Origin of the sequence: uncultured Bacteroides sp., assembly GCF_958445495.1 — a bacterium.
Lineage (GTDB): Bacteria > Bacteroidota > Bacteroidia > Bacteroidales > Bacteroidaceae > Bacteroides.
In genome coordinates this window covers 15480-41291 of the sequence record NZ_CAUCSQ010000008.1, presented here as the reverse complement: position 1 = coordinate 41291, position 25812 = coordinate 15480, and the positions used below count along the sequence as shown (strand labels likewise).

Here is a 25812-nt window from a genome sequence, read left to right as displayed (position 1 = left end):
GTATTTTTTTTCATGGATTCTTTATTTAATAGGTTCTACAATCGTTTATTTCTTCAATTTATCTGTTATTATTTATATAGCATTTATTTCCTCGTATCGTATATTTTATATCTCCCGCCACCCGGGTGATTATTTCCATTACTTCTTTCAAACTTGCCTGTTTGGGGAAACGGAAGCTATAGGTGTTCCCGTTCAGGCTATGCAGGCTATAGATGAACGAATAGGGGTATTTCCGTTCAAGCCCGGTAAATATGTCTTCCAGATGCATATTTCTGAAAACCAGTTCACCCCGTTGCCAGAAGGTTACGTCCGCGATGTCCGGATGTCTCAAGGAATGCTGGTGGGTGTATTTATTGTACACGAATTGTTCTTTAGGCTGCAAAACGACGTTTGACGTCAGATTGTTAAATTCAATTTTTACGCTGCCTGAAAGCAGGGTCGTAACCAATTCGCTATTTTCCGGATAAGCATTTACATTGAATTCCGTACCTAAAGCGGTTACCTGCAACTCTTTCGCTTTTACGATAAAAGGATGGTCTTTGTCCGGCTTCACCTGAAAATTAGCTTCACCGATTAGATAGACACTCCGCGTATCGCCTTCGAATTTTTCCGGATATAACAAAACGCTTTGGGAATTCAACATTACGCGGGTTCCGTCGGGCAGAGTCAACTGCTTCATCTCCGCTGTCGGGATGTAACATTCGACCAAGTCTTTAGAAGGGGTATCTTTTAAGGATATCATATAAAAAGAAGTTACGGATACAGCCAACAGGCAAGCCGCAGCTACCTGCCAAATCCGCAATTGCAGCCGTTGGGTCGAAAAAGGAACCGACATTCCCGTATTCCGTTGCATCCGCTGCATGGAACGTTTCATTCCGCGAGGCGCTTTTTGCTTTCCCGCCTCTTCCCACAGAGCATGAAGAGCCAACTCTTTTTCACGGGTATATTTTTCGTCCGTCAACCATTGGCGGAATTCTTTTTGTACGGAAACCGGATAGTCATTCCTGCCAAATAATTTTATAATCTGATTAATATAATTCTTCATTGCTCTTCGTCTTTTAACCTTACGTATTAAAGACAACTGAGGAAGAAAAACTACTTATAAAGAAATCCGTAAAAAACAAAAAAAAGAAGTATTTTTTTTAATTCTATTAAGGCTTGATAAATCTGATGTTCAACCGTACGGACTGAAATATTAAACTTGGCTGCTATTTCTTTATTGCTCAGTCCTTCGAAACGGCTCAATTCAAAAATAGCACGGCGCCGCTCGGGCATTCTTTCCAGGACCAGCCGGACAATCATCTGCATTTCTTTATAATATATATCATCTAATTGCTCGCTTTCTACAATCTCACAAAGAAGTTTCTGGTCAATCACGTTTTCCTGATATTCCTGCTCGATACGCTGATGTTTGAATATGTTAAGAATCAGATTTTTAGTCATCATAAAAATATAACCGTCCGGTTTTTGAACATCTCTCCAGACTTCCGGTTGCATCCAAAGCTTACAGAAGACTTCCTGTGCCACGTCTTCCGCATCGCATTCGGATTTAAGTAACATCTGAGCAAAATTCTTCACTCTCGGGAAATTAACCGTAAAGAAATGCTGAAATTCTCTCTCTATCTGCCTAGTGTTATACTCCATTTTAATAAAAATATCTCGATAGCAAAATAAAAAAATAAATACCAATAAAGAAAATAAATCTTATATTTATTCTTATCTCTAAATTTTGTCCGTGTGAAAATAATTTCAGAAATCCTTTCTGCCAGCTCGTATCAGCATTTTAAAATAATTTCCGGTAAGTGCATCCATTTCTCCATTCCGAACAACCATAGGCTGTCTTGCCTTTGATAACAGTTCCTTTTCCGCAAACCGGACAAGGCTGCCCGACAAGAGAATCCGAAGTGCCGGTCATGGAAGAAGAACCGGGAACGGGTGTGGAATATGCCGGTTCGTCCGGTCGTATTCCCGGCCGGGCTTCGGGTTGTACTCCCGGTTTTGCTTCCGGTTTTACTTCCGCCCCTGTTTCCGATTGAATTTCCGGTTTGTTTTTCGGTTCTGCTTTTATTTTCTTTTCCTTCGGTGCGACGCCCGGTTTCCGTTCACGTTTTTTAGTCTCTTTTTTCACTTTCTCCCCGGTTTGGGCGGCCGACGCCTCCTGGACGGTGATACGCCGGTTGGTATTATCCGACAACACGCTCATTACTATTTCCGAAACCATTTGTTTCAATTCTTCCAGGAACTGGCGGGCATCATACGTTTTTTTCTCTATTTCACGAAGTTTCTTTTCCCAAATACCTGTCAGTTCCGCTGATTTCAGCAGTTCTTCATGAATAAGCTGCACCAGTTCCACTCCTGTCGGAGTAGCTACCAGGTTCTTTCTCTCTTTACGGATATAATTGCGTTTGAACAGCGTTTCAATAATGGCGGCGCGCGTAGACGGGCGTCCTATACCGTTCTCTTTCAAAGCATCCCGAAGTTCGTCATTATCCACCAGTTTTCCGGCAGTTTCCATCGCACGGAGCAAAGTCGCTTCCGTATAAGGCTTAGGCGGCTGCGTCCATTTCTCATTCAAATCCGGAATATGGGGACCGCTTTCACCTTTTATAAAAGGAGGAAGCACGTTTTCATCCTCACCTTCTTTCTCTTCGGAAATGTCTTTCACATCCTTGGCAAAAACGACACGCCATCCCGGCTCCAATATCTGCTTGCCGGTCACCTTGAACGGAATTTTGTCTACTTCGCCCATCACGGTGGTGGTAGAGACTTTACAGTCCGGATAGAACACCGCTATGAAACGCCGGGCTATCAAATCATACACACGACGTTCCATATCTGTCAGGTTCTGGGTATAGACACCTGTAGGAATGATGGCGTGGTGGTCCGTCACTTTCGAGTTATCAAACACTTTTTTGGATTTAGGCAGCGCCACGCCGTTCAACGGAGCTGTCAGGACTTCATAATCACGAAGTCCTTTCAAGATACCCGGACATTTCGGATAAATGTCATCACTCAAAAAAGTGGTATCCACACGCGGATAGGTGGCTACTTTTTTCTCATACAAAGATTGGATGAGTTTCAGGGTCTCATCGGCAGAGTAGGCAAACTTTTTATTGCATTCCACCTGAAGAGAAGTCAAGTCGAACAAACGCGGAGCATACTCTTTTCCGTCTTTCTTGCCGACACCGGTAACGATAAACGGGAGGTCTTTAATACGGGCGACCAATGCCTCTCCTTCTTCCCGGCTGGCGATGGGGTCGATGCCCGGATTCTCCATCTTCTTTTTCCCGCCGTTCTTCTCTTCTTCCGCAGCCATCTCTTCATCACTTTTACGGATAAGGGCAGAGAAAACCGTATCACGATAGTTTGTTTTCAGTTCCCAATATTGCTTGGGTTGAAAATTTGCAATCTCCAACTGCCGGTTGACAATCAAAGCCAAAGTGGGTGTCTGTACCCGGCCGATAGAAAGCACTTGCTTATTCTGCCCGTATTTCATGGTATAAAGACGGGTGGCATTCATCCCCAACAGCCAGTCGCCCATCGCACGGGAAAGCCCGGCTTCATACAAAGACTGAAAATCGGACTGGTCTCTCAACCGGGCAAATCCTTCCCGGATAGCCTCTTCCGTCAACGAAGAAATCCACAAACGCTTCACCGGACAACGAGCACCCGCTTTCTGCATCACCCAGCGCTGAATCAGTTCTCCTTCTTGCCCCGCATCACCGCAGTTGATAATCTCATCCGCCTTTTGCATCAACCCTTCGATAATATGAAATTGTTTCTCGTAGGTAGGATTTTCAATCAGTTTAATGCCGAAACGCGGAGGAATCATCGGCAGGCTGCCCAGGCTCCATGACTTCCAGTTCGGCGTGTACTCATGCGGCTCTTTCAGGGTACAAAGATGCCCGAATGTCCAGGTTACCTGGTATCCGTTTCCTTCCATATACCCTTCCTTTTTAGTACGAGCGCCAAGTACTTCGGCTATATCACGCGCTACAGACGGCTTTTCGGCTATGCAAACTATCATTCTTTCTCTTCTTATCTTTTATCAAACAGCTCGCAAAGTTACATGATTATTTCTCACTGACCGCATGAAGGATAAAAAAATCCCGCCTTTCATTCTATTAAAAATGAAAGGCGGGAGCAAATCTTATCTCAAAAAACGGGAAATCAACGCTTATTCTTCATCCATCAGGATTTCCAGGATTTGACAAGCCGCTTTTGCTACCGGAGTACCCGGGCCGAAGATAGCGGCGACACCTGCCTTGTACAAGAAATCATAATCCTGTGCCGGAATCACGCCGCCGGCAATCACCACAATGTCTTCACGTCCCAGCTTTTTCAATTCCTCCATGATTTGCGGAATCAGCGTCTTATGCCCGGCAGCCAGTGAAGAGACTCCTACTACGTGAACGTCATTTTCCACAGCTTCCCGCGCAGCTTCCGCCGGAGTCTGGAACAACGGTCCCATATCCACATCAAAACCACAATCCGCATAACCTGTCGCTACAACTTTGGCGCCGCGGTCATGACCGTCCTGCCCCATCTTGGCAATCATAATACGAGGTTGACGTCCCTCCTTCTTCGCAAACTTCTCAGCCAGTTCGCAAGCACGCTTGAAGTCGCTGTCGTTTTTACTTTCCGATGAATACACGCCTGATATAGTTCTAATTACTGCTTTATAACGTCCTACAATTTTCTCACATGCATAAGAGATTTCGCCCAAAGTGGCACGGACACGGGCCGCCTCCACCGCCAGTTCGAGCAGATTGCCCTTGCCTGTCTCCACACATTCCGTGATAGCTGCCAGCGCCTTGTCCACTTCCGCCTGATTGCGTCCCTCTTTCAAACGTTTCAGGTTTTCAATCTGTTCTTTACGCACAGCCGTATTATCCACTTCAAGAATATCAATCGGGTCTTCTTTTTCCAGACGGTACTTATTCACGCCGACAATTGTCTGCTGGCCGCTATCGATACGTGCCTGCGTACGTGCGGCAGCTTCTTCAATACGCATCTTAGGAATACCCGTTTCGATGGCTTTCGCCATACCTCCCAATTTTTCAATCTCCTGAATATGTTCCCAGGCCTTGTGTGCCAGTTCATTTGTCAACGACTCTACGTAGTAAGAACCGCCCCAAGGGTCGACATTCTTGCAAATATAGGTTTCTTCCTGAATGTAAATCTGCGTGTTACGCGCAATACGCGCCGAGAAATCCGTCGGAAGCGCAATAGCCTCATCCAACGCATTCGTATGTAAGGACTGGGTATGCCCTAAAGCGGCAGCCATAGCCTCGATACATGTACGGCCCACATTGTTGAACGGGTCCTGTTCCGTCAATGACCAGCCGGAAGTCTGGGAGTGCGTACGCAAGGCCAGCGACTTCGGATTTTTCGGGTTAAACTGTTTCACAATCTTCGCCCACAACATACGTGCGGCACGCATCTTGGCAATTTCCATGAAATGGTTCGTACCGATTGCCCAGAAGAAGGACAAACGCGGAGCAAATGCATCAATATCGATTCCCGCTGCCGTACCGGCACGTAAATATTCCAAACCGTCAGCCAGCGTATATGCCAACTCAATGTCCGCCGTAGCGCCCGCCTCCTGCATGTGATAACCGGAGATAGAGATAGAGTTGAACTTAGGCATCTTCTGTGAGGTATATTCAAAAATGTCGGAAATAATTTTCATAGAGAATGCAGGCGGATAAATATAAGTATTACGCACCATGAATTCTTTCAGGATATCGTTCTGAATCGTACCGGCCATTTCCTCCAGTCTGGCTCCCTGTTCCAGTCCCGCATTGATATAGAACGCCATAACCGGAAGTACGGCTCCGTTCATAGTCATAGATACGGACATCTTATTCAAAGGAATGCCGTCAAACAGGACTTTCATATTCTCTAACGAGCAGATAGACACTCCTGCCTTGCCTACATCGCCGACTACCCGTTCATGGTCCGGGTCATAACCGCGGTGGGTAGCCAAGTCGAAAGCGACAGACAATCCTTTCTGGCCGGAAGCCAGATTACGACGATAAAAGGCATTCGATTCTTCAGCGGTAGAGAATCCGGCATACTGACGGATTGTCCAGGGACGAAGGGTGTACATTACCGAATAAGGTCCGCGCAGATAAGGGGGAATTCCGGCCGCATAATCCAGATGTTCCATTCCTTCGAGGTCTTCCTTAGTATAAACAGGCTTCACTTCAATGTGTTCCGGGGTTTTCCAGTCTGCGGAAATGCCGTTAGCCTTTTGCCATTCAGCGCCGTTTGTCGGCTGAAATGCGGCATATATATCAATATTCTTAAAATCTTTTCTCATTTTACTTCAATAGTTTAGCGTTAAACTCTTTCAAAGTATCCAATACGTTGACACGGACATGGATAAAGTTTTCGATACCTGCTGCCTTCAATGTTTCCGCGCATTCCGGATTACCGGCAACGATAAACATGGCGCGACCGTCCAACGCTTTAAAAGCAGGAATGGCATATTCGGCATATTCATCGTCGCTTGAACAAATCACCACAATATCCGCCTTTGCGGCCATAGCAGCCTCCACTCCGGCTTCTACCGTTTCAAATCCCAGATTGTCAACCACTTCATATCCGGCACAAGCCAGGAAATTGCAGGAATACTGTGCACGCGCCTGGCGCATAGCCAAGTTACCGATTGTCAACATGAATGCTTTCGGACGTTTGCCGGAAGCCTCCGTTTCGAGACGTAATGCTTCAAATTCGCTGGCTGCACGGTCGAACACCAATGTAGCCACATCTTTTTCACAAGTATGCTCTTGACCGCCACAACAACATTTCGTTTCCACCGGTCTCTTCTCTCCGGCTTTTTCGTTGAAATTCGGGAATTGGTTCGTACCCAGCAATATTTCACGGCGTTGGGCAACCGCTTTATGGCGAGCTTTATTACTTTCATTCACAGCGGCCTGAACCGTACCGGCTTTCAATGCGGCATAGAAACCGCCTGCTTCTTCTACCGACAGGAAGAGATTCCAGGCTTGCTGCGCTATGGACACGGTGAGATTTTCAATATAATAGGAACCGGCCGCCGGGTCAATCACCTTGTCGAAATGAGATTCTTCTTTCAACAGCAATTGTTGGTTACGCGCCAGACGTTCTGAAAAATCATCCGGAGTTTCATAAGCCTTGTCAAACGGGACTACCGTCATCGAATCGACACCGCCCAACGCAGCGCTCATCGCTTCGGTTTGAGTACGAAGCAGATTCACATGTGCATCAAACAAGGTAAGATTGAAAGAAGAGGTTTCGGCATGGACAGCCATTTTAGCCGCACAGCAACAGTCTTGGTCCGCTCCTTTCCCCTCATCGCGCAAAGAGGAATCGTAAGCGGCTACAATGTTCGCCCATAACAGGCGGGCTGCACGGAATTTCGCGATTTCCAGGAAGTAATTGGAACTGATTCCGAAATTAAACTTGATTTTCTTCGCCACCGTACCGGCAGAGATACCGGCATCTGTCAACCGGGACATATATTCATTCCCCCATGCCAGCGCATAGCCCAATTCTTGATAAATATAAGCTCCTGCATTATTCAAAGAGAGGGCGTTCACATTCAACACCCGATAAAGAGGTAACGGTTGAATAGCTTCAATCAGCGCTTTAGCCGTCTGCGCCATTTCTCCCTTTTCTTTACCGCGGGTCAGCATTTTATTGAAAAAGTCATAATTGACAGAGCCTTTCAGCTTCTTCATGTCATACCCCTTTTTCCGGAAATAAGCGACCAGCAGATTGACCAGTTCGACAACGTGTCCCTGGCAAGTGGAGAAATTCAATTCAACACACTCCGCATGAATTCCCTCCAGCAGGGTTTCTATATATTCCGCACCAAGTTCTTTTGCCTTTACATGGAAAGAAAGAGAATCAATGCCTTTATTCAGGATATCCAACGCTTTTGCATTGGCTTCTTTCGGACATGCCACTTTGATTTCCTGGCGTACCAGCCATTCGTTGTTGTTTTTCTTGGTCCCTCTCAGATAAGGAAATTCTCCGGGAAGAGCATCCGTCGTCTTCAAACCTTCCAGGTCTTCCATACGGTAGAAAGGTTTTACTTTGAATCCTTCGTTTGTCTTCCAAACGAGTTTCTTCTCAAAATCAGCACCTTTCAAGTCGGCTGTAACCTTCTCCATCCATCGTTCGGTGGAGACAGGAGAAAAGTCTGAGAAGAGTTTTTCTTTTTTGTCTGCCATAGTTTATTTAAAATTAAAACAAGATTAATATTGTCTTTATTCTTATCTATTTCTTTCCTGTTCTTGCTCTGTGTCAGCGGTTCGACTTGCAAATATAATTAATAAGTTCAAACAAAGCTTCTTTTTATAGAAAATTCGCACAGGACCCGAAATAGAAGAAAAGGATAAAAACGAAGAATTCACTCACTTCGATTGATGCATGTAATCCGCATAGATTTCTTTTATTCTTCATTTTAATACTCCATTTATTTGATTAGCTCCAATGTAATGAGTAATTTTGCACCCGTTTTTAAAACGACATTATAAAAACTACTAATAGTATGGATTGGTTACAAAGTTTATTGTGGGACCCCAGTTCCGTGGCGCACATCGTGTTCCTCTACGCATTCGTAGTGGCTGCCGGAGTGTATCTCGGCAAAATAAAGATATTCGGAATATCTCTGGGAGTCACCTTTGTTTTGTTTGCCGGCATCCTAATGGGACATTTCGGCTTCACAGCCGATACACAAATCCTACATTTCATCCGTGAATTCGGATTGATTTTGTTCGTATTCTGTATCGGTCTTCAGGTGGGGCCGTCATTTTTCTCTTCTTTCAAAAAGGGAGGAATGACATTAAACCTGTTGGCTGTAGGCATTGTAGTGTTAAATATTGCCGTTGCCCTGGGGCTTTATTACCTCTGGAACGGCCGTGTGGAATTGCCGATGATGGTAGGTATCCTGTATGGAGCTGTTACAAACACCCCGGGACTCGGTGCCGCCAATGAAGCATTAAACCAGTTGAATTATACCGGTCCCCAGATTGCACTGGGTTATGCCTGCGCCTATCCGTTGGGCGTGGTAGGTATCATCGGTTCCATTATCGCCATCCGTTATATCTTCCGTGTCAACATGGCTAAAGAAGAAGAAAGCCTGAAAAGCCAGAGCGGGGATGCGCACCACAAACCACACATGATGAGTCTCGAAGTACGCAACGAATCCATCAGCGGAAAGACCCTAATCGAAATCAAACAATTCCTGGGACGCCAGTTCGTATGCTCCCGAATCCGCCACGAAGGCCATGTCAGCATTCCGGACCATGAAACTATCTTCAATATGGGTGACCAGCTATTTATCGTCTGCTCGGAAGAAGATGCTCCCGCCATCACGGTATTCATCGGAAAAGAAGTCAATCTGGACTGGGAAAAGCAAGACCTTCCTATGGTATCCCGCCGTATTCTGGTCACCAAACCGGAAATTAACGGAAAGACTTTGGGTTCCATGCATTTCCGCAGCATGTACGGCGTCAATGTAACCCGTATCAACCGTTCCGGTATGGATTTGTTCGCCGACCCGAACCTGATATTACAAGTGGGTGACCGCGTAATGGTGGTAGGCCAGCAAGATGCGGTAGAGCGTGTAGCCGGCGTATTGGGAAATCAGTTGAAACGTCTGGATACTCCGAACATTGTCACTATTTTTGTCGGTATCTTCCTGGGAATCCTTTTAGGCAGCCTTCCCATCTCATTCCCCGGCATGCCTACCCCGTTGAAACTGGGTTTGGCAGGCGGTCCGCTGGTAGTAGCCATTCTTATCGGACGTTTCGGGCATAAACTGCATCTGGTTACTTATACGACCATGAGCGCCAACCTGATGCTCCGTGAAATAGGTATCGTACTTTTCCTTGCCAGCGTGGGTATAGATGCGGGCGCCAACTTTGTCCAGACGGTGGTAGAGGGCGACGGATTATTATATGTAGGTTGCGGTTTCCTTATCACTGTAATCCCGTTACTTATCATCGGCGCTATCGCCAGACTGTATTACAAGGTTAATTATTTTACCCTGATGGGATTGATAGCCGGTAGCAATACGGACCCCCCTGCATTGGCTTATGCAAACCAGACTACATCCGGTGATGCTCCTGCAGTAGGATATTCCACCGTTTATCCGTTATCCATGTTTCTCCGTATCCTGACAGGACAGATGATATTGCTGACAATGATGTAAATATTGCCCGGCATCTACAAAAAATTCCCTCGTATTTACTCCATTATTAGGTTAGAGTGAAATACGAGGGAATTTTTCTTTAAAAGGTTTTCCCCTGTGGAAGTTTCTATTTACCAAACTCATCTAAAACCTCTTCATCCGTTTTCTGATTCTTATCCGTCACCGCATTCATGATATGGAAGTTCAGCATACCGGGAATTACTCCCCGTTTCCCATTCCATATAAATTCCGTTTCCGGTTTAAAGAATATCCGTAGCTATACCAGTTGAAGTTTCTTCACGACAAACTCTTCTATGAACCGGACAGTCTCTTCAATTCCCAAAGAAGAAGAATCAACACATAAATGATAGGTAGCGGCCGCTCCCCATGTCTTATAACTATAATAATTATAATATTCCGAACGTTTCTTGTCCGCCTTTTCCATCATCTCTTCCGCAGCCTCTTCATCCACCCGGTGAATCCGGCAAAGCCGCGCGATACGGTCTTCTTTGGAAGCTGAAATAAAAATATTCGCACAGCGGGGATGCTCCCGTAAAATATAATCGGCACAACGTCCTACGAACACACAGGATTTTTCTGCTGCCAGATGACGAATCACATCACTCTGCACTTTGAACAGCGCATCATTGCTTAAACAGTTATTACAAGGCATGGCCCCCTCGCTGATAAACGGAAAACGCATCCCGAACAAACCTCCTATAATTCCTTGCGAAGCCTTTTCGTCCGCTTTTTCAAAAAATTCCCTACATAGCCCGCTCTCTTCGGAAGCCAGATTTATCAGTTCTTTATCGTAAAAGTCAATTCCTAAACGAGCTGCCAGTTTCTCTCCTATTTCTTTTCCGCCGCTACCCAATTGGCGACCGATATTAATGACGTAATTACCGCTCATAGTAAAATTTGTTTTATGGTTTGGCAGCAAACATACAAATTATTTCTAAAACTCCCATCATCAAACGAAAGTTATATTTAAAATTGGATATATCAAGGTATCCTTCACACCGTAATTCGGCTCGGTACTGCCATTACAAGTTGCTAAATCTTAAAAACGGCACGGTGTTTCATTCCTCCAAACAGTCCATACCACCATTATTTTTTATACCTTTGTCCGATTCATCATTCAACCTGAAAGCCTAATGAAAAAGATTATACTGATTACGGGAGGACAACGGTCCGGCAAAAGCTCGTATGCGGAAAAAATGGCCCACGAACTGACCGCATCACCCGTCTATCTGGCTACCGCCAAGATATGGGACGACGAATTCAGAAAAAGAGTGGAACGCCATCAAAAAAACCGGGGGCCGGAATGGACAAATATCGAAGAGGAAAAGAAATTAAGCCTTCACAACGTCACCGGGAGAGTAGTTGTAATAGACTGCGTAACCCTTTGGTGTACAAACTTTTTTATGGAATTCGACTCCGACGTTTCCGCCTCACTGGGAGCCGTCAAAGCAGAGTTCGACAAATTCACCAGCCAAGATGCCACTTTCATTTTTGTAACCAATGAAATCGGATTGGGAGGAGTTTCCGAAAACAAGTTGCAACGCAGATTCACCGACTTGCAAGGCTGGGCCAATCAATACATCGCATCACATGCCGACGAGATATACCTTATGGTAAGCGGCATCCCCGTAAAAATCAAATAACCGTTATGAAAACATTCCATATCCAAAAACCGGACGAGGCAATCAAAGAACCTCTGCTCGACAAAATCAATTACCTGGCCAAACCTAAGGGTTCGCTCGGAAGACTCGAAGAGATAGCTTTGCAAATCGGACTGATACAGCAATCCCTCTCTCCCGAATTAAAACATCCCCAAAACATCATCTTTGCCGCAGACCACGGTATTGTCGAAGAAAACATAAGCCCTTCTCCCAAAGAAGTCACCTGGCAGCAAATCAGCAACTTCCTGCACGGGGGAGCCGGAATCAATTTCCTGTGCCGCCAGCACGGGTTCAAACTAAAAATTGTGGACGCCGGAGTCGATTATGACTTGCCTTATGAGCAAGGGATTATCAACATGAAAATAAGAAAAGGAACCCGCAATTTCTTGTACGAAGCAGCCATGACACCCGAAGAAATGGAACTTTGTATAGAACGCGGCGCCCAATGCACGGACGATTCTTACCGGGAAGGATGCAACATCATCAGTTTCGGTGAAATGGGAATAGGGAACACTTCGCCTTCTTCCCTATGGATGACCTCATTTACGGGAATCCCCCTGGAACAATGCGTAGGTGCAGGAAGCGGACTCAACCGCCAAGGCATCAGCCACAAGTACGAGATACTGAAAAAATCCCTCGGCAATTATCCGGGCGTTCACACTACCGAAGAAATTCTCAGCCGGTTCGGAGGCTACGAAATGGTCATGGCAGTAGGCGCCATGTTACGGGCAGCAGAACTCAAAATGATTATCCTGGTAGACGGCTTCATCATGACAAACTGTATTCTTGCCGCTTCCCGCCTCTATCCCCAAGTGATGGATTATGCAGTATTCGGCCATCAGGGAGATGAAAGCGGCCACAAACTTTTATTGGATTATCTTGGCGTCCGTCCGCTCCTGAATTTGGGTTTGAGGCTTGGGGAGGGAAGCGGTTCCGTCTGTTCCTATCCTCTCATCGACTCTGCTGTGAGGATGCTTAATGAGATGGACTCATTCGACAGCGCCGCCATCACTAAATATTTCTAACTCTTTTGCTTACCGGACCTCAACCGGAATTTTCCGGATACGCCGCCTCAGCAGTTACATAAGATATTATCAACCATACAGCTTTCATCGAATAATAAACAGACAGATAAAAAATGAACCGGATTCTTGCCGCCCTTATATTCTTCACCCGACTGCCTTTCTGGAAAATAAAGGAAGTCCCCCGCGACCATTTCAAACATATCGTCAGCTATTGGAGCATAAGCGGATGGTTGACGGGAGGAGTCATGGCATTGGTATTTTGGGGAGTCAGCCATATTCTGCCTCCCGGCACAGCCGTTATTGCGGCGCTCGTCTCCCGTTTACTTATCACGGGAGCCTTACACGAAGACGGACTGGCAGACTTTTTCGACGGATTCGGCGGAGGGACCGACAAGGAAAGCACGCTGCGCATCATGAAAGATTCCCATATCGGGAGTTACGGGGTTCTGGGACTAATCATCTATTACTTGCTCGCCTGCCATCTGTTGCCCCTACTTCCCGTAACCATTATCCCTTTCATACTGCTGGGAGGAGATGCCTGGAGCAAATCCGTATCTTCCAATATCATCAATTTCCTGCCTTACGCCCGGACAGCGGAGGCAAGCAAATCCGGAACAATATACACCCGAATGAATATCAGGGAAATTATCATATCCGCTGCCGGAGGAATCCTGCCCCTGATAATGGTTCCGGCGGATTACCGGGTTGCCTGCTTGTTCCCAATTATTACATTCTTGCTTATTCTGCGGATGTTAAAACGACGGCTCGACGGATACACCGGTGATTGCTGCGGAGCGCTGTTCCTGTTCTGCGAGCTTAGTTTCTGGCTGGGAGCCGCTTTGTGTAATAACCCTATTATCTAAAAATATGAATATCTACCTCGTCAGACATACTTCCGTCAACGTCCCCAAAGGACTATGTTACGGTCAGTCGGATGTTCCTCTCCGGTCCACCTTCGAATCGGAAGCCGCCATAACCAAGGCAAACCTTGAATCTGCCAGGTTCGACAAGGCCTATACCAGTCCCCTGTCCAGATGTACCCGGCTTGCCGCTTTCTGCGGATACGGCAATGCCGTCCGCGACCGCCGGATAATGGAAATCAATTTCGGCGACTGGGAAATGCAGTACTTTGACGAAATAAAAGACCGGAACCTCCAACACTGGTATGACGACTACCTGCATGTCAAAGCGACGAACGGCGAATCATTTTCCGACCAATACCTACGGGTTTCCTCATTCCTGGACGAGATACGCCGGGGAGAAGGGGAAAACATAATCGTGTTTACCCACGGCGGCGTATTAATCTGTGCACAGATATATGCAGGCATCATCAAACCGGAAGAAGCTTTCCGCACCGTACCGCCCTACGGCGGCATCATCCGGCTCGGATTCTGAACAAGCCGTCACATCAAGCACAAAGCCCGTAACCACACGACCAATACTATCATCATTACCTCTGTACGCCGGTTGACGGTAATTCCGGTCAACATGTCGGCAGTAGACAGCAAACGCTCGTTCTCCCCGATATACGGTTTCACAAACAACTGCCCGAAATAACGGTGCGGCCCGCCGAAACGGCAATCCAATATACCGGCGAGAGCGGCTTCCGGATAACCGGAATTAGGACTTGCATGTTCTCTCCCGAATCTTTTTACAAAGGTCAGTAAGGAAAGCCTCCCGCTTGCCAATACCATAAGGAAAGCGGTAAGGCGGGCGGGTATATAATTAGCGGCATCGTCCACGCGGGCAGCGACCCTACCGAAAAGCAAATAACGGTCGTTATGATAACCAATCATGGAATCAAGAGTATTCACCATTTTATAAGCCATCATTCCCGGTACTCCCAGCAACAGATACCAGAAAAGAGGAGCAACCACTCCGTCACTCAGATTCTCCGCCAACGTTTCGAGGGCAGCCGTCCTTACTTCCTGTGCTGAAAGTCCGGAAGTGTCGCGCCCTACAATGCGTGCGACCTGTGTACGCCCTTTTTCCAATGAACAGTCTACCGCTTCGAACACCATCCTGACTTCCTTTACCAACGTAGTCCCCGCAAGGCAGAAAAAAATACAAAGAACATCAAAAGCGGCAACGGCAAAATCACCTGCATAAGAAAGGCAATATTCCGTTCCCCATGTAATAAAAAACACAAAAACGATTAATGAAAGAGCCAATACGGCTCCCTTCAAAACCCGGCCCTGCCCCTTATTCAGCCTCTTCTCCCCCCATGCAATCATCTTTCCGAACCCAATAACAGGATGAGGCAAAGAGGCGGGGTCTCCGAAAAACCGGTCCAACAACCACGCCGGCAACAACGTACGCGACACAACCCATACCGCAACCCAATAATCCATAAACGACAATATTCTTATTTCATGATTTCTTCTACCCACCTTCCTATAGCCTCCACCAACCGGTCATTCTCTTCGGGCGTCTGGGTGGCAATCCGGAAAAAGCGTTCATCCAACCCTTCAAAATTGGAAGCGTCGCGAATCAATATTCCATATTTCACCGCAAGGTAATCCTTGAGAGCGGCAGCCCTCCCCATCCGCAATTTCACCAACATATAATGCGTATCGGTAGGCCATACTTCAACGATACCGATGGCAGCCAGATTTCCTGCCAACCGTTCCCGTTCTTTTAAAAGAGCGGATACATCTGCCGAAACAGCAGTCCCTTCCTCCAACAGATATTTGCCGGCTTCAATGGCAAGGCTATTGACAGACCACGGCATCTTATGCCTGCGGATATCACCGGCCAACCCTTCACCGGCCATAAAATACCCCAACCTTAATCCCGGAATAGCATATTGTTTCGTCATGGAATGAATCAGAACCACATTCGGAAACGCGACAGCCTCCCGGACCTCCGGTAAGCTCTCTGTCGTAAAATACTCATAAGACTGGTCTAAAACAAACAGTTTATCGGGATGGTTCCGGACTAGTTCTTTCAAGACCTCCTTGTCACGCACTTCTCCCGTAGGATTATTGGGATTGCAAATCCAGACCAAATCGGACTCATCCGGCAAAGTATCCAAAGAATAAAAAGGAAGTACCGTATGCCGGAACATCCGGCATGCATCGGCATACTCACTGAATGTCGGCATCAACACGGCAGATATACGCCCCTGAAAAGCCTGCGCTATCAAATAGATAGCTTCCGTCGCCCCGTTAGTCACACAAACCTGAGCGGGCGTCACAAACCTCCTCCCGGCAATTTCCCTTTCCAGTGAATAGGGAGCCGGTTCGGGATAAGCGGCTATCGACCGCATCCGTTCATTCAACCGGCGGTAAAGCCCGGAATGGTCGATTCGGTTATACACATTTGAACTGAAATTGCTGACAATTTCCCTCCCGTACCTATAAGAATCATCTCCGTGTCCTTCAATCATTTCCTTCCAATATTTTATAAAACAACGGCATATTGATGTGCTTTCTCACATGCTCTGCCAACTTATCATATTGTTCTTCCTTAAACGCCGCATAATCGAACGAATGTTGTTCAAGCTTGCCGGCATGAGGTTCGAGCAGATAATCGATAAATGCCTGATTATCGAGTATCCCGTGAATATACGTCCCCATGCATTTCCGTCCGTTCCGGTAACCGTCCTCCCTGCCGTCTTTCAGCCTGTTCAACGGAAGCGGCGAAAAGCCTTCGGCAGGCACGCTCCTTCCCATGTGTATCTCATACCCCTTACAAACCGCATCGCTTCCGTCAAACGTGAAGTCCACCTGCCGGGTCACCTTGTCGCCCTGCATGACGGTAACGACCGGAAGCAATCCCAAGCCTGGAAGCAATTTGAAATTCCCTTCCACGCCGTCCGGGTCACGCACCTCCAGCCCCATCATCTGGTATCCCCCGCAAATCCCCATCACGGTCGCCCCCTCCCGATACGCCCTCAAGATGGCCTGTACCACCCCGTTACAACGTAATTCATAAAGGTCGTCCAACGTATTTTTACTTCCGGGCAACAAGATAATATCCGCTTTCGCAATCTCATTCACATTATTGGTATAATAAAGATGCACCCGCTCGTCCCGTTCCAGAACATTGAAATCGGTAAAATTAGACAAATGCCGCAACAGGATGACAGCCACATTGATTTTTCCCGCCATAGCTTCCCTGTTCTTCGACTCCAGCATTACGGAATCCTCCTCTTCTATGTAAATCCCCTTATAATAAGGGACTACTCCAAGGACAGGAATCCCGCAAAGTTCTTCCAGCATCCTTATTCCGGATTCAAACAAACGGATATCCCCTCTGAACTTATTAATAATAATCCCTTTAATCCGCCGCCGGTCTTCGGGCGTCTGCAACAGGACAGAGCCATAGACGCTGGCAAAGACACCGCCCCGGTCAATGTCCGCAACCAGAAACACGTCGGCGCCGGCATGTTCCGCCATCGGCATATTCACCAAATCCACCTCCCGGAGATTGATTTCCGAAATACTGCCGGCGCCTTCCAGAACAACCGGATTATAGACAGCAGCCAAGCGGTCATACGCTTCATTCACGACTTTCCGTAATTCCTCCCGTCCTTCCTTTCTGAAATATTCATACGCATTCCTGTCTCCAACCGGCTTGCCGCACAACACGACCTGCGACGTATGTTCCGTACTGGGTTTCAGCAATAACGGATTCATATCCGTATGGCAAGGAATTCCGGCAGCCTCCGCCTGAACCGCCTGCGCCCTTCCGATTTCCAACCCTTCGGGAGTAGCGTATGAATTCAAAGCCATATTCTGCGCCTTGAAAGGTGCGGGAGCGTAACCGTCCTGTTTCAGGATACGGCAGAATGCCGCAGCCAAAACGCTTTTTCCTACATCGCTTCCTGTTCCTGCAAGCATAAAAGAGTTGAGTCTTTTCTTTTCCATTTTTCCTGTTTTTATTTTGCTTCCGGGTTCACGTTGTCCGCATCCGCTGCTTTCCTGCCCGATATTTTCCGCTTATAACCGAACGATTTCCATTTTTCTTCCGTCCAGCCCTGCCTGTACATCTCATAACGCGCCATCACAAAAAACAAATCAGACAGGCGGTTAAGCAATCTCAAGATACCCTCCGGCAACGGGTCTTCCTTATGCAACGTGTACAGCCTCCGCTCGGCACGACGGGCCATGACACGCGCATACTGAATCTGGGCGGACACCCGGGTCCCGCCGGGCAGGATGAAATACCCGTTATCTCCCATCTCGGCATTCATCTTATCCATCCTCTCTTCAAAAATACCGGTCAAATCGGAACGCAAGACGTTCGGATTCTCATTTCTCTTCGCCGAAGGAGTAGCTATATGGCTCATGCAAGCCATCAACTCCATCTGTATTTCATACAGCCAGCCCTGCCACTCGTCCTGTTCGGAAAGAAGCGAACGTACAATCCCTATCACCGTATTCAGTTCGTCAATCGTACCGTTGGCTTCTATCCTGATGTCATCTTTCCCGACACGTTCGCCACCGAAGATTCCGGTCGTTCCATCGTCTCCCGTGCGGGTATATATTCTTTTCATAATTCCCAAAGTTTCATTAAATCCGTTTCACCCCAATAAAGGTGCGTATAACCGGCAATCAGATTTTTATATCTATAAAGCGGGGCGGACACGGCATTCCCCCGCGCATCTTCCGCTTCTGCAATAGAGGGAAGCAGTTCTTTCTCGATAGAAGAATAATGAAACTCATGCCCCTTCCAGGTTTGCCCTCCGACCCGCAACGTCCGATATCCGAGCCGGAGCCGCATATTCTCCATCGTAGCTTTCTGATGCAACACTCCCGCCATCTCATAAGTTTCCCCGTCCATTCCCCGGATACTGTCGCAAAGATACATCATCCCGCCGCATTCGGCAAGCAGATATCCTCCCCTTTCCACATACGCTTTCAGTTCTTGCCTCATGGACAGGTTAGCTGTCAGTTCTTTCAAAAAGAATTCGGGATAACCGCCCGGCAAATAGACTAAATCGCAGTCCGGCAAATGCGGGTCACTCATCGGGCTAAAGAAGACGACTCTGCCCCGCTCTTCCAGACGAGCCAGGTTTTCCCTGTAGATAAAACTAAACGCAGCATCCCGCGCCACAGCGATGTTACGCTTTCCTTCTGAATGAATACCCGCCGCAAGCCCCGTTTGAACAGCCGGAACCGGGATACCCGGCGAAACACGGCAGACTTCCAGAATCCGGTCAACCGCGACGTGCTCTTCAATCGCCTGTGCCACTACAGAAGCGAACTCGTCAAAACGGTAAGAGGCATCCAACGTCAACCCCAGATGCCGGGAAGGTACTTCCAACTCTTTCAACCGGGGCAAAAAACCGAAACATTCCACGCCGACATCCTCGCAAGCCTTTTGCAAAAAAGAAAAATGACGTCCGGAAGCGACCTGGTTGAATACCACACCGGCAAGTCTTACCGAAGGATTGAAATGCTTGAAACCATATATGACCGGCGCTACCGTATAAGACGTCGACCGGGCATTGACAAGCAGGACGACAGGAATATCCAATAAAGCGGCAATAGCGGCGCTGCTCCCTTCCATACCGTCGAAGCCGTCGAAAAGCCCCATTACCCCCTCGGTCACACAGACATCCGCCCCCGCCGCATACTTCACATACAGCTTCTTTACATGCTGCCGGGAAGAAAGCCAAAGGTCAAGATTGACGGAAACATTGCCTGAGGCTATCTCATGATATTTCGTATCGATATAATCGGGACCGCATTTATAAGGCTGCACCTCCAGCCCCCTTTCACGCAACAACCTTAACAATCCCGTCGTAAAGGTTGTCTTCCCGCCTCCCGAAGAAGCGGCTCCTATCAAGAAATGACCGGTCTGTTTCATCGCTTCACGGCTTTCAATATATCAATCGGATTGTGCCTGTCTGCCGCCAACCGGACAGTTTGTTCCAATACCAGCCCATTACCGGCAACCGCCTCCTCAAATGATACCCGGCTGTCCTCAGATACGGAATTAAAGACCAATGTCCCGCCGGCAGGCAGCAAAAGAGCGATTTTCCTTACCATCTCCTTCAATCTCCCTCCGTGTCCTCCGATAAAGACAGCATCGGGTACGGGATAGTTTTCCAACGGCATTTCCACAAAATCCCCAATCACAGCCGTTATTCCCGGACAACCGAACCGGCGGCTGTTCGTCTCCATCAACAGCTTTCCCGCCTCCCTTTTCTCAAAAGCGACGACTTCAAGCCGGGGAAACTGCAACTTTGCCTCTACGGAAACGGAACCGGTGCAGAAACCGACATCCCACATCACCGATTTATCCCTCAAATCCAGCAAGCTCAACGACAAAAGACGGACAGGCATCTTGGTTATCATATTGACCCGTCCATCCAACAAATCAAACCGCTCTTCCGGAATTCCGAACGGACGTTCACGAATAGCGGTACGTTTGAGAATGACGCAGTTCGGCATCTCAAAACATCTTTCCATCGCCTCCTCTATGCCATATTCCGTTACCCTCTCATCTTCATTGCCCAATCGCTCGCCGACAATCATCCGATAGTTGTCATATCCATACTCTTTCATACGGGCGGCAATGGCAGCAGGCGTTTTTTCCCTGTCGGTCAACGAACCGACCAGCTTTTCCCCGGAAATAAGAGCCTCATCCAAAGCCTTCCATGACCTGCCCGTCAGCGAGATAGTCCGCATATCGTGGTAAGGGCGCAAAACCTTGTGCGCCAAAAGCTGCAAAGAGTTGAAAGCCGGATAAACACAGACAACGGCATCGGGCAATTTACGCATCACCGTATTGGCAAAACCGAAAAACAAAGGGTCGCCGGAAGCAAAAACCACAATCTCCCGATAATCGGCATAACGCTCGAACACAGCGTCAAGAGGAACGGTGATATCAATCCACACCGATGGTTCCGGCAATATGCCGGACACGATTTCACGATGTCTCTTTCCACCCGAAAAGACATGAGAACGAGCTATCAGCTCCAATATTTCCTCACTGAAAGAAAGTTTCCTGCTATCCGTTATTCCAATAATATGGAATTTCTGTTTTTCCTGTTTCCGCATCATTCCGTATATCTATTATACATCCCTCCCCGGACGAAACTCGCGAGCATCGTCAAAGCACAAAACCGCATTCACCAGCGTGGCAGCCAGATTGCTTCCGCCCCGCCTGCCCCGGACAATAATCTTCGGCACTTCCGTGAAAGTCTTTATCATGTATTTGGATTCCTTCACATGTACGAATCCCACAGGAGCTGCAATGACCCCGGCAGGATGGGCTTTTCCTTTCCGTATCAGGCCACACAGCTCAATCAGCGCCGTCGGTGCATTGCCGAAAACAAAAAGGGCGTCGGGATGTTCCTCCGCCGCCAGACGTATGGCCTCCTGCGAACGGGTCGTTCCCCTCTGCTTCGCCTGTTCTGCCGCACGCTCATCCGAAAGATAACACTTCACCTCGACACCTAACCGTTGCAAAGCCCCTTTCCGAATACCCGAAGCTACCATCGTCACGTCCGTCACAATCGTTTTTATGTTTCCGGCAACAATTTCCTCATGCAGCTTGCCGACAACTCCCTTATCCGTGTACACCAACCTCTCCATCTCAAAATCCGCTGTCGTATGAATCGCATGGAATAAAGCCCACTTACGGTCAAGGTCAATATTTACGTCCTGCATCTCCGCCTCAATCTTCCGGAATGAGTTTATCATTATTTCCTGTCCTTTACCGACCTCCCCGCTTTCCCGCTCCCGGTAATAACCGCGCGGAGTAATCATCTTGCCTCCCAACCGGTAAGTCTGCGAGTTTCCTATCAGCACCACCGTAAACATATCTATATCTTCCGGGTCGAAGCCTTCCAGGTTTGTCACGACAACCGTCTCTTCCTCCCTTCCCGCCTGGCGGACATACCCCACGGGAGTCTCCGGTGAACGGGACTCCAGAAAGATTTCCTTCAAACGGTGAAGCTGCCAGTACCTCCCCTCACTCTTAGGGTTGTAGACCGCTGTCACAAAATCGGCAACCGCAGCGGCCGTAATCCTTTTTTCGATGATTTCCCAGGAAGTCATCAAATCGGATAAAGAGATGATACAAAAATCATGGCCCACAGGAGCCCCAAGCAATGAAGCCGCTTTCTGGAAAGCGCTGATACCCGACAATACGACAACCTCGACCTCACTTCCCCGCTCCCGTTTCATTTCATAAATCAACGGAGCCATGCCATATATCCCCGCATCGCCCGAACTGATTACGCAAACCGTTTTCCCCTGTTCCGCATATTCAAAAGCCAGTTCCGCACGGGCTTTCTCCCGTTTCATACCGGTATCTATGCATTCCGTACCTTCCGTCACCCACCCGGCAATAAACCGGAAATAATATTTATAACCAATCACCACATCCGCTTTCCTCAAGGCGTTGATGACGGCAGGGGTAATATCCTCCGGACTGCCCGGACCTATTCCCGCTACGATTATCGTACTTTCTTTCATATCACCACAAAATTATGAATCCAATAAATCAAACACTCGATTCACCCTGTCCGGACGAAAAGACACAAATATAATCATAAATCAGACATTTACCTCTCCGGAAAACATAAATCGAACGATACGGCAGAGAAACGGTTCACTTCCTCCCTGTTCCATCCCCGGCAATTCAAGGAAAAAACGGCGATGTAATCAAACACACCGCCGTTTCCTTATTTGCCATTCATTGCAAAGAACAGATTACCCTACCTGCAATTATTGATAATCTTCACCCGTTTCCCATTCATCCTCGTTGTTGTACTTATCTTTCAGATGACTCAACCAGATGGAACGGATATCGGCATAATCTCCCAAACCTTTAATCGTACAATTGTCTACGCTGCCATGATGGCTTTCCGTCTGGTCGATGGTGAAGCCCATATTTGTCAGCTTCAACCGCCAGCTATAATCGGAACGCGGAGTCGCTTCATTCACTTTGGAATCATCATCTTCCAGTCCCCACAAATCGTTATGGGCATGGTCGCCGGCAATAGACATGATAGAAGTCAGATGAACGGTGATATCCGAAGGATTCAAGTCGTTCTTTGAACAATAATTACGCAGTTTCTTATAAATATAAGTATCAGCGATTTCTTCATCCGCCGGTGTAGGGTCTTCCTTTTCCAGTTCCGGGTAGAACAGCATAGAACCATAATCCACCGTACCTACAAATACATTCCCATTGTCGGCAAGTTCTAACATGGCTGTCTCCAGATTCGTATATTGCTCGTTCGCATGAGAATAATTCACATCGGGATTACCGTGTCCGACGAAAAGGAGCACATTCTTTTTATCTTTAAGCACATCCTTATATGACTCATACAGGATATCCGCCACTTCATCCACGTCTTCCTGGCTTGCAAGCAGATTTTCCCCTTTCAATACCTTCACGCTCGGATATGCCGCAATCATAAAGTTCTTCTTCACATCCGTATTCATCAAACTCAGGTATTCTTCACCCGGAATGACATGAAGCGACTGGACGGCTAACCGCTCATAACCGGCCTTACCGATTGCATCCAGCCACAAATCCGGTTGGTAACGGTCAACGCCCGTCTCCGATTTCACACGGTTCACACACGTACGGGAAGTGAAAGACAAATAAACATCCGTATTCGGGAAAGCAGCCTTATAGTCGGCAATAATAGCATCATAAGTCTTGATAGACTCCTGGAACGTACTGCCGAAAGTACAAAGGAGAACTGCCGTATTAGACGTTTTAGAACGGGCAACAATCTCTTCCACCGGATTTGCCGTACTGCCCTGGCTGCTGTTGTCGTCATCGTCACTGCATGACACCATGCACATTGTTCCGCAAACCATTGCGGAAGCAATCAATAAAGAATCAATTTTTCTCATAACTACACAGTTAAAAAATAATTATTCAGTTACTTCTTCTTATTCATAAATTTAACCGAACAAGAGGCATAGAATGTCCTTCCCGGATTGGTCGTGCCCCTGTTCCTGCCAAAAGGGACATCGTCCACATAATCAAAGATATTATCCACGCCCGCATCAAACACAAGAGACCACTTCTTCATTTTAAGAAGAGAATGGGAAGTGTTCAGGCGCCACAACTGATAAGGCGCGCCGTCACCGTTCGTTATATAATATTTTTTCGAACGGTAATTGCCGAAAACACCGATACCCAACTTATACTTCTTCCACGAACGGGACCACAAAACCTTCCACGTCGCATTATGAAAAGCAGTGGCATTAATAGGCACATATTTCATATAGTCTTCGCTGTCGGGGTCATCCGTGTACTGTGCTTTGGCATCCACATAACTATACCCGCCCCCAACAGACAAGGAAGGCAAAATCTGATAATCGAACGTGACATCGACACCGTAAGAACGCGCGCCGGACAAATTGTTGTATTCCATTGTCTCCTGCACCTCAAGCATCTTATCTTCCGGAGAAGTCGGAACCAGCGTCAAATCAACCATATTCTTGATTTTATTGTAATACCCCGTTACGGAAGCGCTGAACTTATCGCCTTTATATTCCACTCCCGCCGAATAATAATTGGAAGTCTGCGGCTTCAAATCCTTATTCCCGTAATAAGCCTTCAGCTTGCTGCTCATAATAGAGGTTATATAACCGTAATAAAGCTCCTTTACCGTAGGCGCTTTAAATCCGTAAGAATAAGTGGCCCGGAAATTAAAATCTCCCCACTTGTACATGGCAGACATCTTAGGAGTGAGCTTCTGTCCGAATTCCTTATGATAAACAAACCTGACTCCCCCCGTAACGACAAGAGCGGGCGTGATTGTCCACTCATCCTGGGCATAGGCAGAAAGCGTATATACGGATGCCTTCCCCTCTTCCATTCTCGTAGGCGCAACCAGTTTGTCCCACATATATTCGACTCCGGCATTCAGGATGTTCTGTTCACCCAAATAGAACACGCCTTTGGCAAGAGCCAGAAGCTTCCGTTGCGAAGTCTGGAGAATGCTCATTCCCGGATAATAAGTAAGGCGTTTGGGAGGGACGCTCTGGTCGAAGTAATCGGTCGTTTCAATCTGAGTATAATCAAAATAATAATTGTAATGGTCATACGACATGTCAAAAGTCAGGTAATCCCTTCCCCCCAACTGATATTTGGCTCCTGCGGCATAACTCTGATTGCGATACTGATAGTCATACCGGTTGTACTGATAAGCTCCGAAAGGCCGCTTAATCCATTTTTGATAGAACGAGGCATCCGCCGTTAACGAAAGCGCGTCATTCACCTTATAAGAAAGATTTTCCGTCACCGAATAATTGGTAGAACGGCTCACTGTTTTCGAAACACTCCCATCCATCAAGTCATAATGATGCCATTCCTTATCCGTATTCCGCCATCCGTCCGTATGCTTCATATTCACGGAAGTAGTGGAATTCAACCTGCCGTGCTTTATGCCGATGCTGTTGCTTTGCGTGATATCGCCGTAATACCCCACCCGCGTCTTATTAGTCACGCTAAACGGGTCCCGGTTCTTCTTGGTGATAATATTAATCACCCCCGCTATCGCATCGCTTCCATAAAGGGAGGAAGACGCCCCTTTCACAATTTCAACACGCTCTATGTTATCGGGATTAATCATCGCCAAATCATTTTGCCCCCCGATATCCCCGTTCATGCGTTTCCCGTTAATCAAAATGAGAATATAGTCATTGTTCATCCCGTTCAACTGGATATTGCTGCCCATGTCTCCCGGACTGAAACTCAACGAAGCACACAAGCCCCCCAACATTTCCTCTAGCCCGCGTCCTGCATACTGCTCCAGCATCTTCCCGGAAATAACCTCCGTCTGTACCGGCGCATCTTTCAGATAATGCTCCGTTCCCGTACCCGTCACCACTATCTCAGGAATAGAATCCTGCATAGCGACATTGTTCTGTGCACCTGCCTTTACAGGCAAAAACAACCCGACAAGTCCTATCAGCCATATTTGTCTCATTCG

At 47.4% G+C, this 25812-nt stretch carries 20 protein-coding genes; 5 read left to right on the top strand and 15 right to left on the bottom strand.

Annotation, left to right across the window (positions count from 1 at the left end; genetic code table 11):
* Positions 1-58: 58 nt before the first annotated feature.
* The 5 genes from Q5076_RS04330 to mutA all read right to left on the bottom strand — a co-directional run bounded on the left by Q5076_RS04330 (position 59) and on the right by mutA (position 8222).
* Positions 59-1045 carry a FecR family protein gene (locus Q5076_RS04330; protein ID WP_303011145.1) on the bottom strand — a complete coding sequence of 329 codons (987 nt, stop codon included), beginning with the start codon at positions 1043-1045 and terminating at the stop codon, positions 59-61.
* Between the two features lie 50 nt (positions 1046-1095).
* On the bottom strand, positions 1096-1644 hold the full coding sequence (locus Q5076_RS04325) for an RNA polymerase sigma-70 factor (RefSeq protein ID WP_303011143.1): 549 nt from the start codon (positions 1642-1644) through the stop codon (positions 1096-1098).
* A 139-nt stretch (positions 1645-1783) separates the two neighbouring features.
* On the bottom strand, positions 1784-4027 hold the full coding sequence (locus tag Q5076_RS04320; protein WP_303011142.1) for a DNA topoisomerase 3: 2244 nt from the start codon (positions 4025-4027) through the stop codon (positions 1784-1786).
* A gap of 150 nt (positions 4028-4177) precedes the next feature.
* On the bottom strand, positions 4178-6325 hold the full coding sequence (gene scpA / locus Q5076_RS04315; RefSeq protein WP_303011141.1) for a methylmalonyl-CoA mutase: 2148 nt from the start codon (positions 6323-6325) through the stop codon (positions 4178-4180).
* A 1-nt stretch (position 6326) separates the two neighbouring features.
* Positions 6327-8222 carry a methylmalonyl-CoA mutase small subunit gene (gene mutA / locus Q5076_RS04310; RefSeq protein ID WP_303011139.1) on the bottom strand — a complete coding sequence of 632 codons (1896 nt, stop codon included), beginning with the start codon at positions 8220-8222 and terminating at the stop codon, positions 6327-6329.
* A 320-nt stretch (positions 8223-8542) separates the two neighbouring features.
* On the opposite strand from mutA, the gene Q5076_RS04305 reads away from it, so the two are divergent.
* The gene (locus Q5076_RS04305; RefSeq protein WP_303011136.1) at positions 8543-10207 is read left to right on the top strand and encodes a putative transporter; all 1665 of its coding nucleotides are present in this window, start codon (positions 8543-8545) and stop codon (positions 10205-10207) included.
* Between the two features lie 256 nt (positions 10208-10463).
* Here Q5076_RS04305 and Q5076_RS04300 read toward each other — a convergent pair whose 3' ends face one another.
* On the bottom strand, positions 10464-11096 hold the full coding sequence (locus Q5076_RS04300; protein WP_303011133.1) for an AAA family ATPase: 633 nt from the start codon (positions 11094-11096) through the stop codon (positions 10464-10466).
* A gap of 244 nt (positions 11097-11340) precedes the next feature.
* Here Q5076_RS04300 and cobU point away from each other — a divergent pair, with 244 nt between their 5' ends.
* From cobU to cobC, 4 genes are all read left to right on the top strand, one after another.
* On the top strand, positions 11341-11850 hold the full coding sequence (gene cobU, locus Q5076_RS04295; RefSeq protein ID WP_303011131.1) for a bifunctional adenosylcobinamide kinase/adenosylcobinamide-phosphate guanylyltransferase: 510 nt from the start codon (positions 11341-11343) through the stop codon (positions 11848-11850).
* Between the two features lie 5 nt (positions 11851-11855).
* On the top strand, positions 11856-12893 hold the full coding sequence (gene cobT, locus Q5076_RS04290; RefSeq protein WP_303011129.1) for a nicotinate-nucleotide--dimethylbenzimidazole phosphoribosyltransferase: 1038 nt from the start codon (positions 11856-11858) through the stop codon (positions 12891-12893).
* Between the two features lie 113 nt (positions 12894-13006).
* Positions 13007-13756, top strand: a complete 750-nt coding sequence (locus tag Q5076_RS04285; RefSeq protein WP_303011127.1) for an adenosylcobinamide-GDP ribazoletransferase — start codon at positions 13007-13009, stop codon at positions 13754-13756.
* Positions 13757-13760: 4 nt separating this feature from the next.
* Positions 13761-14288, top strand: a complete 528-nt coding sequence (gene cobC / locus Q5076_RS04280) for an alpha-ribazole phosphatase (RefSeq protein ID WP_303011125.1) — start codon at positions 13761-13763, stop codon at positions 14286-14288.
* A gap of 8 nt (positions 14289-14296) precedes the next feature.
* Here cobC and cbiB read toward each other — a convergent pair whose 3' ends face one another.
* From cbiB to Q5076_RS04235, 9 genes are all read right to left on the bottom strand, one after another.
* The gene (gene cbiB, locus Q5076_RS04275; RefSeq protein ID WP_303011124.1) at positions 14297-15244 is read right to left on the bottom strand and encodes an adenosylcobinamide-phosphate synthase CbiB; all 948 of its coding nucleotides are present in this window, start codon (positions 15242-15244) and stop codon (positions 14297-14299) included.
* A 14-nt stretch (positions 15245-15258) separates the two neighbouring features.
* Positions 15259-16281 carry a threonine-phosphate decarboxylase gene (locus Q5076_RS04270; protein WP_303011123.1) on the bottom strand — a complete coding sequence of 341 codons (1023 nt, stop codon included), beginning with the start codon at positions 16279-16281 and terminating at the stop codon, positions 15259-15261.
* Positions 16274-17764: a cobyric acid synthase gene (locus Q5076_RS04265; RefSeq protein WP_303011121.1), complete on the bottom strand. Its 1491-nt coding sequence runs from the start codon at positions 17762-17764 to the stop codon at positions 16274-16276. The genes Q5076_RS04270 and Q5076_RS04265 overlap by 8 nt, the downstream gene beginning before the upstream one ends.
* An 11-nt stretch (positions 17765-17775) precedes the next feature.
* On the bottom strand, positions 17776-18393 hold the full coding sequence (locus tag Q5076_RS04260) for a cob(I)yrinic acid a,c-diamide adenosyltransferase (RefSeq protein ID WP_303011119.1): 618 nt from the start codon (positions 18391-18393) through the stop codon (positions 17776-17778).
* Positions 18390-19709, bottom strand: a complete 1320-nt coding sequence (locus Q5076_RS04255; protein ID WP_303011117.1) for a cobyrinate a,c-diamide synthase — start codon at positions 19707-19709, stop codon at positions 18390-18392. The genes Q5076_RS04260 and Q5076_RS04255 overlap by 4 nt, the downstream gene beginning before the upstream one ends.
* Complete coding sequence (cbiE, locus tag Q5076_RS04250) at positions 19706-20908, bottom strand: precorrin-6y C5,15-methyltransferase (decarboxylating) subunit CbiE (RefSeq protein ID WP_303011115.1); 1203 nt, start codon at positions 20906-20908, stop codon at positions 19706-19708. Before cbiE ends, Q5076_RS04255 begins: the two co-directional genes overlap by 4 nt.
* 12 nt (positions 20909-20920) lie before the next feature.
* Entirely contained in the window at positions 20921-22327 is a 1407-nt protein-coding gene (cobJ, locus tag Q5076_RS04245; RefSeq protein ID WP_303011113.1) for a precorrin-3B C(17)-methyltransferase, read from the bottom strand.
* A 252-nt stretch (positions 22328-22579) separates the two neighbouring features.
* The gene (locus Q5076_RS04240) at positions 22580-23722 is read right to left on the bottom strand and encodes a sirohydrochlorin cobaltochelatase (protein WP_303011111.1); all 1143 of its coding nucleotides are present in this window, start codon (positions 23720-23722) and stop codon (positions 22580-22582) included.
* A 29-nt stretch (positions 23723-23751) separates the two neighbouring features.
* The gene (locus tag Q5076_RS04235; RefSeq protein WP_303011110.1) at positions 23752-25809 is read right to left on the bottom strand and encodes a TonB-dependent siderophore receptor; all 2058 of its coding nucleotides are present in this window, start codon (positions 25807-25809) and stop codon (positions 23752-23754) included.
* Between the last annotated feature and the right edge of the window lie 3 nt (positions 25810-25812).